Annotated in this window: 11 protein-coding genes; 7 read left to right on the top strand and 4 right to left on the bottom strand. The window is 60.2% G+C overall.

Going from position 1 to position 15,085, the window contains the following annotated elements; all coding sequences use genetic code 11:
• Window positions 1-52: 52 nt before the first annotated feature.
• A complete protein-coding gene (gene fes, locus MWH02_RS11230) occupies window positions 53-1,282 on the top strand; it encodes an enterochelin esterase (RefSeq protein ID WP_271460651.1) in 1,230 nt (409 codons plus the stop codon).
• Complete coding sequence (locus tag MWH02_RS11225; RefSeq protein WP_271460650.1) at window positions 1,267-5,178, top strand: enterobactin synthase subunit F; 3,912 nt, start codon at window positions 1,267-1,269, stop codon at window positions 5,176-5,178. The genes fes and MWH02_RS11225 overlap by 16 nt, the downstream gene beginning before the upstream one ends.
• A 175-nt stretch (window positions 5,179-5,353) precedes the next feature.
• Here the strand turns inward: MWH02_RS11225 and MWH02_RS11220 are convergent, their stop codons facing one another.
• From MWH02_RS11220 to fepD, 3 genes are read right to left on the bottom strand one after another with little or no spacing between them, the layout of a single operon-like run.
• Window positions 5,354-6,151 (bottom strand): ATP-binding cassette domain-containing protein, encoded by a 798-nt coding sequence (locus tag MWH02_RS11220; RefSeq protein ID WP_210080944.1) that lies wholly within the window; start codon window positions 6,149-6,151, stop codon window positions 5,354-5,356.
• Complete coding sequence (gene fepG / locus MWH02_RS11215; protein WP_271460649.1) at window positions 6,148-7,131, bottom strand: iron-enterobactin ABC transporter permease; 984 nt, start codon at window positions 7,129-7,131, stop codon at window positions 6,148-6,150. Before fepG ends, MWH02_RS11220 begins: the two co-directional genes overlap by 4 nt.
• Window positions 7,128-8,117 (bottom strand): Fe(3+)-siderophore ABC transporter permease, encoded by a 990-nt coding sequence (gene fepD, locus MWH02_RS11210; protein WP_192235870.1) that lies wholly within the window; start codon window positions 8,115-8,117, stop codon window positions 7,128-7,130. Before fepD ends, fepG begins: the two co-directional genes overlap by 4 nt.
• 141 nt (window positions 8,118-8,258) lie before the next feature.
• On the opposite strand from fepD, the gene entS reads away from it, so the two are divergent.
• Entirely contained in the window at window positions 8,259-9,509 is a 1,251-nt protein-coding gene (gene entS / locus MWH02_RS11205; protein WP_192412528.1) for an enterobactin transporter EntS, read from the top strand.
• On the opposite strand, the gene fepB is transcribed toward entS, so the two are convergent.
• Window positions 9,504-10,469: a Fe2+-enterobactin ABC transporter substrate-binding protein gene (fepB, locus tag MWH02_RS11200; protein WP_271460648.1), complete on the bottom strand. Its 966-nt coding sequence runs from the start codon at window positions 10,467-10,469 to the stop codon at window positions 9,504-9,506. The genes entS and fepB overlap by 6 nt on opposite strands.
• Window positions 10,470-10,645: 176 nt before the next feature.
• Between fepB and MWH02_RS11195 the strand changes: the two genes are divergently transcribed.
• The 4 genes from MWH02_RS11195 to dhbA are packed head-to-tail and all read left to right on the top strand — an operon-like array spanning window position 10,646 to window position 15,082.
• Window positions 10,646-11,827, top strand: coding sequence for an isochorismate synthase (locus MWH02_RS11195; protein ID WP_137385051.1), 1,182 nt, complete (start codon window positions 10,646-10,648; stop codon window positions 11,825-11,827).
• Window positions 11,828-11,837: 10 nt separating this feature from the next.
• Complete coding sequence (locus MWH02_RS11190; RefSeq protein ID WP_271460647.1) at window positions 11,838-13,454, top strand: (2,3-dihydroxybenzoyl)adenylate synthase; 1,617 nt, start codon at window positions 11,838-11,840, stop codon at window positions 13,452-13,454.
• Between the two features lie 18 nt (window positions 13,455-13,472).
• Window positions 13,473-14,327, top strand: a complete 855-nt coding sequence (locus MWH02_RS11185) for an isochorismatase (RefSeq protein ID WP_271460646.1) — start codon at window positions 13,473-13,475, stop codon at window positions 14,325-14,327.
• Window positions 14,324-15,082: a 2,3-dihydro-2,3-dihydroxybenzoate dehydrogenase gene (gene dhbA / locus MWH02_RS11180; RefSeq protein WP_271460645.1), complete on the top strand. Its 759-nt coding sequence runs from the start codon at window positions 14,324-14,326 to the stop codon at window positions 15,080-15,082. Before MWH02_RS11185 ends, dhbA begins: the two co-directional genes overlap by 4 nt.
• The last annotated feature ends 3 nt before the right edge of the window (window positions 15,083-15,085 follow it).

Raw genomic sequence — 15,085 nt, 5'->3', positions numbered from 1 at the left:
ATTATTCATCAGGCTTATGTAAATCTCCGCGTAAACACCGACTGGCAGCCCTATGACCTGGCGAAATGATGTAACCGGCAGTGCGGCCTGGTGGCAGGCGCAACAATCCCAAGGCATTCCCCGCATTGAGTTAGTAGACGATGGCCAATGTCAGGTCACTTTCTTCTGGCGTGATCCGCAAGGCGATGAGACGCAATCGTCGACCCAGCGCGTGTGGATTAACATTACCGGCGTGACCGATCACCACCAGCGCCGCCCGCCGCAGTCGTTAATGCGTGTGGCGGGCACCAACGTCTGGTATTGGCAGACCTCGCTGCCCGCCAACTGGCGCGGCAGTTACTGTTTGATGCCCGATGAACAGGCCACGGACTTCACTGGCGTTGCCGACATGTCCACGCTGCGCAACTGGTGGCGCGACAAATTTCCGACGGCGCAGGCCGATCCTTTGAACAGCTTACGTGGCTGGTCCGGTGGTCGCGGCATGGGCGTCTCGCCGCTGCATCTGCCTCACGCGCCCGATCAACAGCTGTGGCAAGCGGTGGATAACGGCACAGCGCCAACCATTGAACTGCAACAGCAGCAATGGGATAGCGCGCTATTAGGCAACAGCCGCAAGGTGTGGATTTACGCCACCGGCGCAGCCAATCCCGCACAGCGTCCGCTGGCCATCATGCTTGACGGGCAATTCTGGGCGCACAGCATGCCGATTGCCGGACCGCTGCAGCAGCTCACTGATGCCGGTTCTTTGCCGCCAGCGGTGTATCTGTTTATCGACATCATTGACCGCGAACACCGCAGCCGCGAGCTGCCGTGTAACGCGCAGTTTTGGCAAGCCATTCAGCAAGAACTGTTACCGCAAGTTGCACAATCAACGCCTTATCGCCAGCAGGCGGACAGTACCATCGTCGCCGGACAAAGCTTTGGCGGCCTGGCGTCGGTGTTTGCCGCGCTGCACTGGCCGGAAACCTTTGGCAACGCGCTCAGCTTATCGGGCTCCTTCTGGTGGCCGGAACGCGGCAATCCGCACGGCTGGCTGCTGCAGGCGCTGGATAACGGTCTTGCACCGCGTCAACCGCTGCGTTTCTGGCTCGAAGCGGGCAAACGCGAAGGCTTGATTCTGCAAGCTAATCAACAACTTCAACAGCAGCTTAGCGCTGCCGGCTATCAGGTGAATTACCTGCCGGTGGAAGGCGGCCATGACGCGCTCTGTTGGCGCGGCGGCCTGCTGAATGGCCTGCAAGCGCTGTGGAGCAAACCGGAGCATCCATGTCCGAATCCCTGATGAATAAGCCTATGACCGACCAACAAACCTTGCCGTTAGTCGCGGCACAGCCCGGCATCTGGATTGCCGATCAGCTGTCACCTCATCACAACGCTTACGCGGTGGCGCACTTTGTCGAACTGCGCGGTGAGATTGATAGCGCCCTGTTGGCGAAGGCGATCGTTGCGGGCATGCAGGAAGCCGACACGCTGAATATGGCCTTTGGTGAGGTGGAAGGCGAAGCGTTGCAGTGGCCGCAGCCACACGCCTTTAGCCTGCCGCAGATTGTCGATTTGCGCGCTGAGGCCGATGCGCCTGCCAAAGCGCGCGCGCTGATGCGTGACGACATGAATGGCGATCTGCGCGTATTGAGCGGCGCAAAGCTGTGGCATCACCGCCTGTTCCGTCTCGACGATCAGCATTGGTTTTGGTATCAGCGCTACCATCATTTGGTGGTGGATGGCTTCAGCTTTACCGCGCTGACGCGCCGCATCGCCAATCTCTACAGCGCGGCCGTACGTCAGCAAGCCGCTGAACCGACGCCGTTTATTCCGTTTAGCGAAGTGGTGGACGAGTATCAGCGCTACCGCGAATCCTCCTCTTTTGCGCGTGACAGCCAGTTCTGGCGCGAAAAAGGGGCGGCGCTGCCCTCACCGGCTTCGCTCTCGCCGCTGCCGCTCGCCGGACAACATGCCAGCACCGATCTGCTGCGCCATAGCGTTACGCTGGATCGCAGCACCTTCCAGACGCTGGTGCAGCAGCATCCGCACGCCAGCGCGGCCGATCTCGCCTTTGCGCTGGTGGCGCTGTGGCTGGCACGTCTCAGCGGGCAAAACGACTTTGCCGCTGGCTTCATCTTTATGCGCCGCATCGGCTCGGCCGCCTTGTGCGCCACCGGTCCGGTGATCAACGTATTGCCGATGGCAATCCATTACGATCCGACGCAGCCGATCGGCGCGCTCGCCGCCCAGCTGGCGGGTGAAGTGAAAAAGATGCGTCGTCATCAGCGCTATGACGCCGAACAGGTGCAGCGCGATCTCGGCCGCCTCGGCGATGGTGACCCGCTGTACGGTCCGGTGATCAACCTGAAGATGTTTGACTACCAGCTCGATTTCGCTGGCGTGGAAGGCATCACCCATCAACTGGCGTCCGGGCCGGTGCGCGATCTGGAGATCGCCATTTACATCAGCGAGCACGGTGAACTGACGCTGGAGCTGCTGGCCAATGCCGAACGCTACAGCGAACAAACTTTGCAGCGTCATGCCAGCCGCTTTGCCCTGCTGCTCGATCAGCTGGCGCAACAGCCGCAGCAGCCGTGCGGCGAACTCGATCTGCTCACTGCCGAAGAGCATGCGCAGATTGCCGCAATCAACCAAACCGCCTATCCGCTGCCAGCAGAAACGCTGGCGTCACTGTTAGCGCAGCAGGCGGCACGCACCCCCGATGCACCGGCGCTGGCCGATGCGCAGCATCAGCTTAGCTATCGCTCGATGCAACAGCAGGTGTTTGCGCTGGCCGCCGATCTCAGCGCCGCCGGCGTGCAGCGTGGCGATATTGTCGCCGTGGCGCTGCCGCGTTCAGTGCAGCTCTCCCTGGCGCTGCAGGCGATTGTTTCGCTCGGCGCTGCCTATTTACCGCTCGACACCGGTTATCCGGATGACCGCTTACAGCTGATGCTGGAAGACGCCGCGCCAAAAACGCTGATCACCTGCGCAGCGCTCAGCGCGCGCTTCAGCGCCATCGCGTCGGTCAATCAGCTGCATTTTGATGTGCTGTATCACAATGCCCATGCACCGCAGCCGGCCAGCGCGCCGACGCCGCAGGATGGCGCCTACATCATTTACACCTCAGGTTCGACCGGTCGCCCTAAAGGCGTGCTGGTGGGGCATGAAGCCATCGTCAATCGCCTGTTGTGGATGCAGGATCGCTATCCGCTGCAAGCCGATGACGTGGTGCTGCAAAAAACGCCGAGCAGCTTCGACGTTTCGGTGTGGGAATTCTTCTGGCCGCTGCTGGTCGGTGCGCAGTTGGTGATGGCACCGCCAGAAGCCCATCGCGACCCGGAAGCGCTGCAGCAGCTGTTTGCCCGCTACCAAGTCACCACCACGCATTTCGTCCCCTCAATGCTGGCGGCCTTTGTCGCGGCGCTGGATGATCAACCGGCAATTGCCTGCTGCGCCAGCCTGCGTAACGTGTTCTGCAGCGGTGAAGCGCTGCCGACGGATTTATCGCGCGAGTGGGAAAAACTGACGCGCGTGCCGCTGCACAATCTGTATGGCCCAACCGAAGCGGCGGTGGATGTCAGCTGGTATCCGGCGTTTGGTGCTGCCCTGGCCGCCGTCGAAGGTGCCAGCGTGCCGATTGGTTTCCCGGTGTGGAATACCGGCCTGCGCATCCTTGATGCCCGCATGCAGCCGGTGCCGCCGGGCGTGGCGGGCGATCTCTACTTAACCGGCGTGCAGCTGGCGCATGGCTATCTCGGCCGTCCCGATCTTACTGCCAGCCGCTTTATCGCCGATCCTTTCATGCCTGGCGAGCGCATGTATCTTACCGGCGACGTAGCGCGCTGGCTGGATAACGGCGCAGTGGAATATCTCGGTCGCAGCGACGATCAGCTGAAGATCCGCGGTCAGCGTATCGAACTGAATGAGATCGATCATGTGCTCAGCGCGCAGCCCGGCATTGAGCAGGCGGTCACACACGCGGTGGTGCTTGGCGGCACGGCAGCGCAAGGTGATGCGCGTCAGCTGGTTGGCTACGTGATTGCCGGGCAGCCGGTTGATAGCGACGCGCTGCGTCAGGCGCTGGCGCAACGCTTGCCCGCGCATATGGTGCCGGTAGCCATTGTGCAGCTCGATGCCTTCCCGCTCAGCAGCAATGGCAAGCTGGATCGCAAAGCGCTGCCGTTGCCCGCATCCGCCGGCGCCAGTGCGGGACGTGCACCGCACGCTGGGCTGGAAACCACGCTGGCAAACGCTTTCTGTCAGCTGCTGGCGCGCGAGGAAATCAGCGCGCAGGATGACTTTTTCGCCCTCGGCGGCCATTCGCTGCTGGCGATGCGCTTAGCGGCGCAGCTGCGCCGTGAGCTGCAACAGCCGGTGTCGGTGGGACAAATCATGGTGGCCTCCACGGTGGAGAAGCTGGCAACGCTGCTCAGTGATACGCAGTCACATCAGCAAGCCGGTTTCGAAGCGGTGCTGCCGCTGCGTCAGGGCAACGGACCAACGCTGTTCTGCTTCCATCCGGCGTCAGGGTTTGCCTGGCAATTCAGCATCCTGCAGCGTTATCTCGATGCGCGCTGGTCGCTGGTCGGCATTCAGTCGCCGGATATCAGTAGCCCGCTGAACCAAAGCGCGCATCTGGATGACGTGTGCGACGCCCATCTGCAAACCCTGCGCGACGTGCAGCCGCACGGACCTTACTATTTCCTCGGCTATTCGCTTGGCGGCACCCTGGCGCAAGGCATTGCGGCCCGGCTGGAAGCGGCCGGTGAAGAGGTGGCGTTCCTCGGCCTGCTGGATACCTGGCCACCAGAAACGCAAAACTGGGATGAGAAACGCGGCGAGAACGTGCTGGATCCGGCGGTGCTGGAAGAGGTGAACCGCGAGCGCGAGCAGTTTATCGCCGCGCAGCGCCATCAGGCCGGCGAAGAGATGCGTGCGATGTTCGATACCATCGAGGCCAACTACGCCAGTTCGGTGCGCCTGCTGGCGACCGCACGCAGCGCGCGTTTCAACGGTCGCGCCACGCTGTTCCTCGCCGAACAGACGCAGCAGCCAGGACAAGATGCGCGCCGCGCCTGGGCACCCTATGTTGGTGAACTGGAAGTGTGGCCGATGGATTGCGCCCACGTGGAGATCATTTCACCGCAGATGTTTGAGCAGATTGGACCGTTGTTGCAGCGGTTGTTGGGATAGCGATCTTTCCCTCACCCTAACCCTCTCCCGCAAGCGGGAGAGGGAACAATCAGGAGCCGCTGACGGGAGAGGGAATGTTTAGGTGTGGTAACGGGTGTAACATACAAGCTGGGTCGGCCCCTTCTCCCGCTTGCGTGAGAAGGCTGGGATGAGGGCCCGCGCGCACCGTGTTTAATTATCCCCCGCGCCCCAGCGGCACAATCATCGGCGTATGCGCCACCGGATCGTCCACAATCACGCAGCGCAAGCCATACACCTGCTCGATCAACGCGGGCGTCACAATCTCCGACGGCTTCCCTTCGGCGACAATCCTGCCGTCACGCATCGCAATCAAATGCGTGGCATAGCGACAAGCGTGATTAAGATCGTGCAGCACCACCACCAGCGTTCGCCCATGCTGTTGATTCAGCTCCTGCATCAATTCCAGCAGCTCAATTTGATGGGTGATATCCAGCCAGGTGGTCGGTTCATCCAGCAGCAGCAGCGGCGTTTCCTGCGCCAGCACCATGGCAATCCACACGCGCTGACGCTGACCGCCCGATAACGTATCCACCGACTGCTGGGCCAAATCGGCCACGCCGGTGGCGCGCATCGCGTTCTGCACCGCCGCTTCATCTTCCGCACGCCAGCGACCAAACAGCGCCTGATGCGGATAACGTCCGCGCGCCACCAGCTCGGTGACGCTGATGCCCGCCGGCGCGTTGGAACTTTGCGGCAGCAAACCCAAACGCCTCGCCACTTCTTTGGTGGGATAGCTGGCAATGGCCGCGCCATCCAGCAACACTTCACCTTTCAGCGGCGTATGCAGGCGACTCAACGTGCGCAGCAGCGTCGATTTTCCGCAGGCGTTAGGGCCGATAATCACCGTCAGCTCACCTTGCGGAATCGCTACCGACAGATTCTCTGCCACCACCTTTTTGTCATAGCCCAGCGTCAGGCTATCGCCGCGCAGACGTGAAGGGATATCGGTCATTGGCGTCGCGCCTCCCGCACCAGTAAAGCAATCAGATAAAGTCCACCGAGAATGACGGTTATCACGCCAACCGGTAATTGATATGGCAGGAACAGATGCTGTGCGGCGAAGTCTGCAGCAATCAGCAACAGCGCGCCGCACAGCGCCGCCAGCGGCAAGGCACCTTTAACGCCGCCGCCGAGACGCCGGGCAATCTGCGGCGCCAGCAGCGCGACAAACGAAATCGGCCCGACCAGCGCGGTTGACGCCGCCGTGAGAACCACGCCAATCAGCATCAGCCACATGCGGCTGCGCTCCACCGGCACGCCAAGCGCGCAGGCGGTATCGTCGCCCATCTCTAGCAAACGCATCCGCCGCGCCAGCAGCGCCATCAACAGTAACGCCAGCAGCAGCACCGCAATCACCGGCGGCGTTTTCGCCCAGGTAATGCCGTTGAGCGATCCGGCGCTCCACAAACCCGCACTCAGCGCCGACTCCAGCGAGGCGCTGATAATCAGCCAGGAATTCAACGCCATCAGCAGCGCGCGCACGCTGATGCCGACGATAATCAGCCGGAAGGTCTCTACGCCGTTGCGCCAGGCAAACAGATAGACCAGCGCCGCCGTGGCGATGCCGCCAATCAACGCTGCGCCGGTCATCGCCGTGACGCTTTGATTAAATAGCACCAGCGCCACCAGCACGCCGCTGTAAGCGCCGGTGTTGAAACCGAGAATGTCCGGGCTGCCAAGCGGATTACGCAGCAGCGACTGGAAAATCGCGCCGCTGATGCCTAACGCCGCACCAATCAGCAGCGCCATTAGCACGCGCGGCAAGCGCCATTCCAGCACGATCAGTTTGACGTTGCTGGCGCCCTGCCCGAGCAGAATTTGCCAGGTTTGATCACTGCTGATCTGCAATGCACCGCGCGTCATCGCCAGATAAGCCAGCAGAGCGCAGGCGCACAGCAGCCAAAGCGTATGTAACCCGACACGACGCGTCATAGTGCACCCCGGCCCAATTTACGGCGCACCAGCACAATCAGCATCGGCGCACCGAGCATCGCCGTGACGATGGAAACCCGCAGCTCACCCGCCACCAGCAGGCGGCCAAGAATATCGGCGGCGAGCAGCAAAATCGGCGTGATTAACGCGGTCGCAGGCAGCATCCAGCGGTGATCGTTGCCCACCAGCCAGCGGGCAAAGTGCGGCGTCATCAAACCGACAAAGGCAATCGGGCCCACCGCTGCCGTGGCTGCGCCGCACAGCAGCGCAATCGCCAGCAGGCCCAGCAGCTGGGTGCGCGCCACCCGCGTGCCGAGCGCGGTCGCCATGTCGCCGCCCATACTCAAACTGTTCAGCGCCTGCGATAGCGCAATGGCGACCACACTGCCGATCAGCACTGCTGGGAACAGCGTGCGCAGCGTAGTGAAATTGCGAATATCCAGCGAGCCGCTGTGCCAGAAGCGCAGATGATCGTAGATGTCGGGATTGAGCAGCGACAGGCCAGAAGTTAATCCTTCCAGCACCGCGCCCAGCGCCACGCCGGCCAGCGTCAGACGCACCGGATTGACGCGCCCGCCGCCAATCGCGCCGGTCATCGCCACCAGCACGGACGCCAGCAGCGCGCCGCCAAAGGCGAAGCCGAGCCAATCCACCGGCGAGTCAGCACCGAACAGCGCAATGCCAATTACCACCGCGAAACCTGCTCCGGCGTTGACGCCAAGAATGCCGGGATCGGCCAGCGGATTGCGCGTCAGGCTCTGCATCAACGCACCAGCGAGGCCGAGCGCCACGCCCGCCAGCAAACCGGCCAGCGTACGCGGCAGGCGCGCATCACGCACAATGACGCACTCCGCGCTGTGACAGGAGGTGGTAAGCGAATGATAAACATCGGGAAGCGGTATTGATTTTGCCCCCAGCATTAAGCTGAGCGCGATGAGGAGCAAGAGCAGAATCCCTGAGCCTGCTAATGCACGAATCTGGCGCATAGCGTTCTAAACCTTCACTGTTCAACGTCGTCGCATGCGCGATGTAACTTGATAATGGTTATCGTTATTACTCGCGTTTAGCTATGTTACCATGACTCGCCTCGCGGACGATGAGGAAAATTGGTGCAATAAGGCGAACACATGAACAAATCTTCCCACTTTATCGATCTCTCGCTGCTGAAAACCCATCCGGCTTTTCGCGCGGTGTTTATCGCGCGTTTTATCTCGATTGTCGCGCTCGGCATGCTCGCCGTGGCGGTGCCCGTGCAGATTCAGCACATGACCCATTCACCGCTGCTGGTGGGCTTGGCGGTGACGCTGGCCGCTGCCGGCATGTTTATCGGCCTGCTCACCGGCGGCGTTTTGGCGGATCGCCATGAACGCAAAAAGCTGATTTTGTTTGCCCGATCCACCTGCGGCTTAGGTTTTATCGCGCTGGCCATTAACGCCGCGCTGCCAGAACCCTCTCTGATCGCGGTTTATCTGCTGGGTTTCTGGGATGGTTTTTTCGGCGCGATTGGCGTCACCGCGCTGCTGGCGGCGACGCCCGCGCTGGTCGGTAGGGAAAACATTATGCAGGCGGGCGCTATCACCATGTTGACGGTGCGCTTCGGCTCCATTTTATCGCCCGCGATTGCCGGTCTGGTGATTGCTCACGGCGGCGTGACGTGGAACTACGCACTCGCTGCCTTTGGCACCTTACTTACCGTGTTAACGCTGCTGAAATTGCCCACTTTGCCGCCGCCGCCACAACCGCGTGAACATCCGTTGAAATCCCTCGCCGCTGGCGTGCAGTTTCTTTTCGCCAGTCCGATTGTCGGCATGGTGGCGCTGATTGGCGCATTAGTCACGCTGGCCAGCGCGGTGCGCGTGCTCTATCCGTCGCTCGCGCCGCATTGGTCTGTAAGCGCTGACCAGCTTGGCCTGATGTATGCCGCCGTGCCGCTCGGCGCAGCTATCGGCGCGTTCACCAGCGGTAAACTGAAACACGCCGCGCGTCCCGGACAGCTGGTGCTCGGCAGTGCGATTGCAGCGTTTGTCGCGTTGGGTTTGTTTAGCCAGATGCCGAACCTGCCGCTGGCGTTAGCCTGTTTAGTCGCTTTCGGTTACTTCAGCGCCATCAACAGCCTGGTGCAGTACGCGATGATTCAGGCATTAACGCCAGATCATCTGTTAGGCCGCATCAACGGCTTGTGGACCGCGCAGAACGTGACCGGCGATGCGATTGGTGCGGCGGTGATTGGTGCGATGGGTTCATGGTTGCTGCCACCGCAGGCCGCCGCGGTATTTGGCTTTACGGCGGCGCTGCTCGGCATCGTGATGTGGTGGGTGATGGGCCGTTTACGTCGTTACCATCCGCCAGCACCGGAGCTGACGGAACAGGCATCATGATTTAACGAACAGCTTCTCCAGACGCGCCAGCAGATTGCTGGCGCTGTAGTAATCAAGGCGGAAGGAATCGACGCCCAGCTCGTAAACCTGCTTGCCCTGCACCGCCGCGTTTTGTGCAAGGAAAGGATTGTTCAGCACCGATTGCGTGGTTTTATCGTCAGCGGCGAACAGCAGGAAGGTTTTACCGGTCAGGCCGCTGGCAACGTTTTCGCCCGACAGCTGAATGATGTCTTTGCGCTGTCCCATGCTGTGTCCCTGCTCAACCGTCGCCGGTGGCGTTGCCAGGGTGAAGCCAAGTTGTTCCAGCAGCTTGCCCTGCGCCGAAGCCGCGGTCCACACATTGACTGCGCGTCCGCCGCCGTTCCATACCATGGCGGAGACCGGCTGCGGTGGCAGCGTGATGGCTTTTTTCAGCGCCGCTTCACGATCGTCGAAAGCTTTAATACGTTGCGCCGCCTGCGCTTCATGCCCGGTCGCCTGGCCTAACTGCGTGACGACCTCCTGCCAGCTTTTGTCGTCGTAATTGACCACCAGCGTCGGTGCAATAGCCGAAAACTGTTCGGCGAGCTTGATGGCAGAATCGTTGCCGGTGGCGCTGACGATAATCAGATCCGGCGCTTGCGCGGCAACCGCTTCGGCATTCGGCTCACCGATGTACAGGCGTTGAAGATGTTGCTTTTTGGCAACATCGCTCCACTGGCGGAAGAAACCCTGATCGTCGGCCAGGCGACTGTTCGGCGCAGTCGCGCCGGAAGCAATCACCGGCGCATCAATGGCCAGCAGCGATCCGGTCAGCGTGACGCTGGTCGAGACAATGCGCTGCGGCGCGTGATTGAGCGTGATCGATCCGTTGGCACCATGAACGGTACGCGGCCAACCTTGTTCGGCATGAGCGACGCTGGTGAAAATCTGGAAAACACCTATAAGGGCTGCAATGCCCCAAAAACCGCATTTATTCATAAGTTTTGGTCCACTTTTTAGCATATTGCCCTGCTGAGCGTCAGCGCCTGATTACGGCTAAACGCAGCTGAAATCCCGCGAATGGATTGACACTTTTGCCCAATCGACGTAGGTTACAGGCCCATAATAAAAATGATAATCATTCTTAATAATCTTATCATTTATAGGTGAAAATTATGGTGGAATCTTCCACGTTTGAAAATGCCTGGCTGAAGGATTATTCCGCGCTAAGCCGTGGTTTCCTCTTTACCTCGCCGTGGCGTAGTTTGGCAACGCAAGGATGCTATACCACCGTTACCGCGCCGGTAGATGACGCCGCGTCGCTGGACGGTGATTTCCAACAACAGTTACGTCAGCATTTTGCCGCGGCGAAAAAACAGGGCATCGACAATCCGATTTTGGTCGGGGCGATCCCGTTTGACGTCAGCCAGCCCGCCGCGCTGTTTATTCCTGAATCCTATCAGACGTTTAATCGCGCTGACCTGCAAAACGCGTTGCCGGAAAACGTCAGCGATCTGCCGCAGGTGCGACGTCGCACCGCAGTGCCGGATCACGATGTGTTTACCACGATGGTGGCAGATGCGGTGGCGGCCACGCAGCGCGGCGATCTGGATAAAGTGGTGCTGTCGCGTCTGATGGATATCGTTACCGAACAGCCGGTTGATACCGCAGCGCTGATGCAGCGCGTGATTGCGCAGAACCCCAACAGCTACCATTTCCATCTGCCGCTGCCGCAAGGCGGTGCGCTGATTGGTGCCAGTCCGGAGCTGATGCTGCGCAAACAGGGGCGCGATTTTAGCTCTTGTCCGCTGGCGGGCTCAGCGCGGCGCAATCACGACGATGCCCAGCAGGATCGTGCCGCTGGCGATACGCTGATGGATTCCGGCAAAGATCGTCATGAGCACAAACTGGTGACCGACGCGATGCGCGACACCTTGCAGCCGCGCAGCCGTTTGCTGTCGGTGCCGACCATTCCGTCGCTGATTACCACCGCCACGCTGTGGCATCTCGCCACGCAAATCGACGGCGAAGTGCAGGATGAGCGCGAAAATGCGCTGTCGCTGGCCTGCCTGCTGCACCCGACGCCTGCGTTGAGCGGTTTCCCCCATCAGCGCGCGCAGCAGCTTATTCAGCAGCTGGAACCTTTTGATCGCCAACTATTTGGCGGCATCGTCGGCTGGTGCGATAGCCAGGGCAATGGCGAATGGGTGGTCACCATCCGCTGCGGCACCGTGCATGGCACGCGGGTGCGCCTGTTTGCCGGCGCGGGCATCGTGGCCGACTCCCAACCCGAATCAGAATGGCGTGAAACCGGCGTGAAGCTGGACACCATGTTGCGCGCCTTTGGACTGCAATAAAGGAAAGAACATGAGCATTCCCTATACTCGCTGGCCGGACGACCTGGCTGCGCGCTATCGCGAAAAAGGTTACTGGCTGGATGTGCCGATGACCGACATTCTGACGCGTCATCAGCATAATGATGCCATCGCGGTGATTGATGGCGATCGTCAGATCAGCTATCGCGAAATGGACGTGCTGAGCAGCAACCTGGCCGCCGCGCTGCAGCGCCGTGGCCTGCAAAATGGCGATACTGCGCTGGTGCAGCTTGGCAACGTGGCCGATTTTTATGTCACGGTATTTGCGCTGTTTAAGCTCGGCGTAGCGTCAGTATTTGCGCTGTTCAGCCATCAGCGCACCGAACTAAGCGCCTATGCGGCGCAGATCGAACCTAAACTGCTGATTGCCGATCGCACTCACACGCTGTTTGCTGATGATAGCTTTATCAACGCGCTGTGCGCCGCGCAGCCTTCGCTGCAGCAGGTGATTCTGCGTAATGACAACCAGCCGGAAAACACGCTGGAAGCGCTGATGGCGGAAGCCGCGGGTGATTACCTCGCCACACCAACCGCCGCTGATGAAGTGGCGTTTTTCCAGCTCTCCGGCGGCAGCACCGGCACGCCGAAGCTGATTCCGCGCACCCACAACGACTATTACTACAGCATTCGCGCCAGTGATGAGATTTGTCAGGTGACCGCCGATACGCGTTATCTCATCGCCCTGCCCGCGCCGCATAACTTTGCCATGAGCTCCCCGGGTTCGCTCGGTGTGTTTTATGCCGGTGGTCAGGTGATTCTGGCTGCCGATCCCAGCGCCACGCTCTGCTTCCCGCTGATTGAGAAGCATCAGGTCACCGATACCGGTTTGGTGCCGCCGGCGGTGAGTTTGTGGCTACAGGCGATTCAGGAATGGGGCAGCAATAAACAGCTGGCTTCGCTGCAACGCATTCAGGTGGGCGGCGCCAAGCTGGGCGAAACCCTTGCGGCACGTATTCAGCGTGAAATTGGCTGTCAGCTGCAGCAGGTTTTCGGCATGGCCGAAGGTCTGGTGAACTACACGCGCTTTGGCGACGATGAGAACATCATTCTCACCACGCAAGGCCGCCCGATCTCTGAAGATGACGAAGTGTGGGTCGCTGACGAGCACGGCAACGCGCTGCCAACCGGCACCATCGGTCGCCTGATGACGCGCGGCCCCTACACCTTCCGTGGCTATTACAAGAGCCCGGAACATAACGCCGCCAGCTTCGACGCCAACGGGTTTTACTGTTCGGGCGATCTGATTGAGATCGACGCGCAGGGCTACATCACCGTGCAAGGGCGCGAAAAGGATCAGATCAATCGCGGTGGCGAGAAGATCGCCGCGGAAGAGATCGAAAACTTGCTGCAACGCCATCCGGATGTGATCCACGCCGCGCTGGTGTCGATGAACGACGAATTGATGGGTGAAAAGAGCTGCGCCTTTATCGTTGCCAGCCAACCGATTAAAGCGGTGGCCTTGCGTCGTCACCTGCGAGAACTGGGCGTGGCCGAGTTCAAATTACCTGACCGTATTACCTGCGTCGATGCCCTGCCGCTGACGCCTGTCGGCAAGGTGGATAAAAAACGTTTACGCCAACAGCTTGCCGACCAACAAGCGCAAGCCTGACCTGTTCCGGAGATTGTAATGGCTATTCCAAAACTGAACGCTTACGCGCTGCCCGCAGCGACTGAACTGCCAACCAATAAAGTAAAGTGGACGCTTGAGCCTCAGCGTGCCGCGCTGCTGATTCACGATATGCAGGCTTACTTCCTTAATTTCTGGGGCGAAAACAGCCCGCTGGTTAATCAGGTGGTGGAAAACATCGCTCGCCTGCGCGCTTACTGCAAAGCGCAGGGCATTCCGGTGTTCTATACCGCTCAGCCGAACGAACAGAGCGATGCCGATCGCGCACTCCTTAACGACATGTGGGGACCGGGCCTGAACAAACATCCGGATCAGCAGAAGATCGTGGATGCGCTGGCGCCGGATCAGGACGATCAGGTACTGACCAAATGGCGTTACAGCGCCTTCGTGCGCTCACCGCTGGAATCGATCCTGCAGGAGATGGGCCGCGATCAGTTGATCATCACCGGCGTGTATGCGCACATCGGTTGCCTGACCACCGCGACTGACGCCTTTATGCGTAATATCCAGCCGTTTATGGTGGCGGATGCGCTGGCCGACTTCACGCGCGAAGAGCACATGATGGCGCTGACTTACACCGCAGGTCGCAGCGGTAAAGTAGTGATGACCGCCGACCTGATGCCGCTGCCGTTGAGCAAAGACGATCTGCGTACGCTGATTCTGCCGCTGCTGGAAGATGACGATGTACCTGCAGATGACGAGAACCTGATCGATTACGGTCTGGATTCAGTACGCGTGATGGCGCTGGCGGCGCGCTGGCGTCAGGTGCACAGCGACATCGATTTCGTCAGTCTGGCAAAAAATCCGACCATCGATGGCTGGTGGGCGCTGTTATCACGGGTGCCAGCTAAATGAGTGCAACTTTCGATTTCAGTGGAAAAATCGTCTGGGTAACTGGCGCAGGCAAAGGGATTGGTTACCACACCGCGCTGAGCTTCCATCAGGCGGGCGCGCAGGTTATCGGCTTCGATCTGCGTTTCGAACAGGCCGACTATCCTTTCACCACGCAGGTGCTGGATGTGGCGAACGCCGCCGAGGTGAAAGCGGTTTGTCAGCGTTTGCTGGCAGATCAGCCGCGTCTCGATGTACTAGTGAACGGTGCCGGCATCCTGCGTATTGGCAACACCGATGAACTGTCGTTCGACGATTGGCAGGCGTGTCTGGCGGTGAATGCCGGCGGCGCGTTCAACCTGTTCCAGCAAACCTTGCCAGTGTTTCGCCAGCAGCGTGCGGGTGCGATTGTGACTATCGCCTCTAATGCGGCACATGCGCCGCGCCTTGGTATGTCCGCTTATGGCGCTTCCAAAGCGGCGTTGCGCAGCTTGTGTCTGACCGTGGGTTTAGAGATGGCGCCTTACGGCGTGCGCTGCAATATCGTTTCTCCGGGTTCCACCGATACCGATATGCAACGCAGCCTGTGGCATACGCCAGAAGCCGAGCAGGAGATGATCAATGGTTTCCCGGATCAGTACAAGCTGGGGATCCCGCTGCGTAAGATCGCTAAACCGCAGGAGATCGTTGCTAACGTGATGTTCCTCGCGTCGGATCTTGCCAGCCACGTGGTGCTGCAGGATATTGTGGTCGACGGTGGCGCAACGCTGGGATCCTAAGTT

It is taken from the genome of Pantoea leporis (assembly GCF_028048155.1).
GTDB lineage: Bacteria > Pseudomonadota > Gammaproteobacteria > Enterobacterales > Enterobacteriaceae > Pantoea > Pantoea leporis.
Note: the sequence above shows the minus strand (reverse complement) of the source record. Positions and strands in the feature narration are given on the sequence as shown.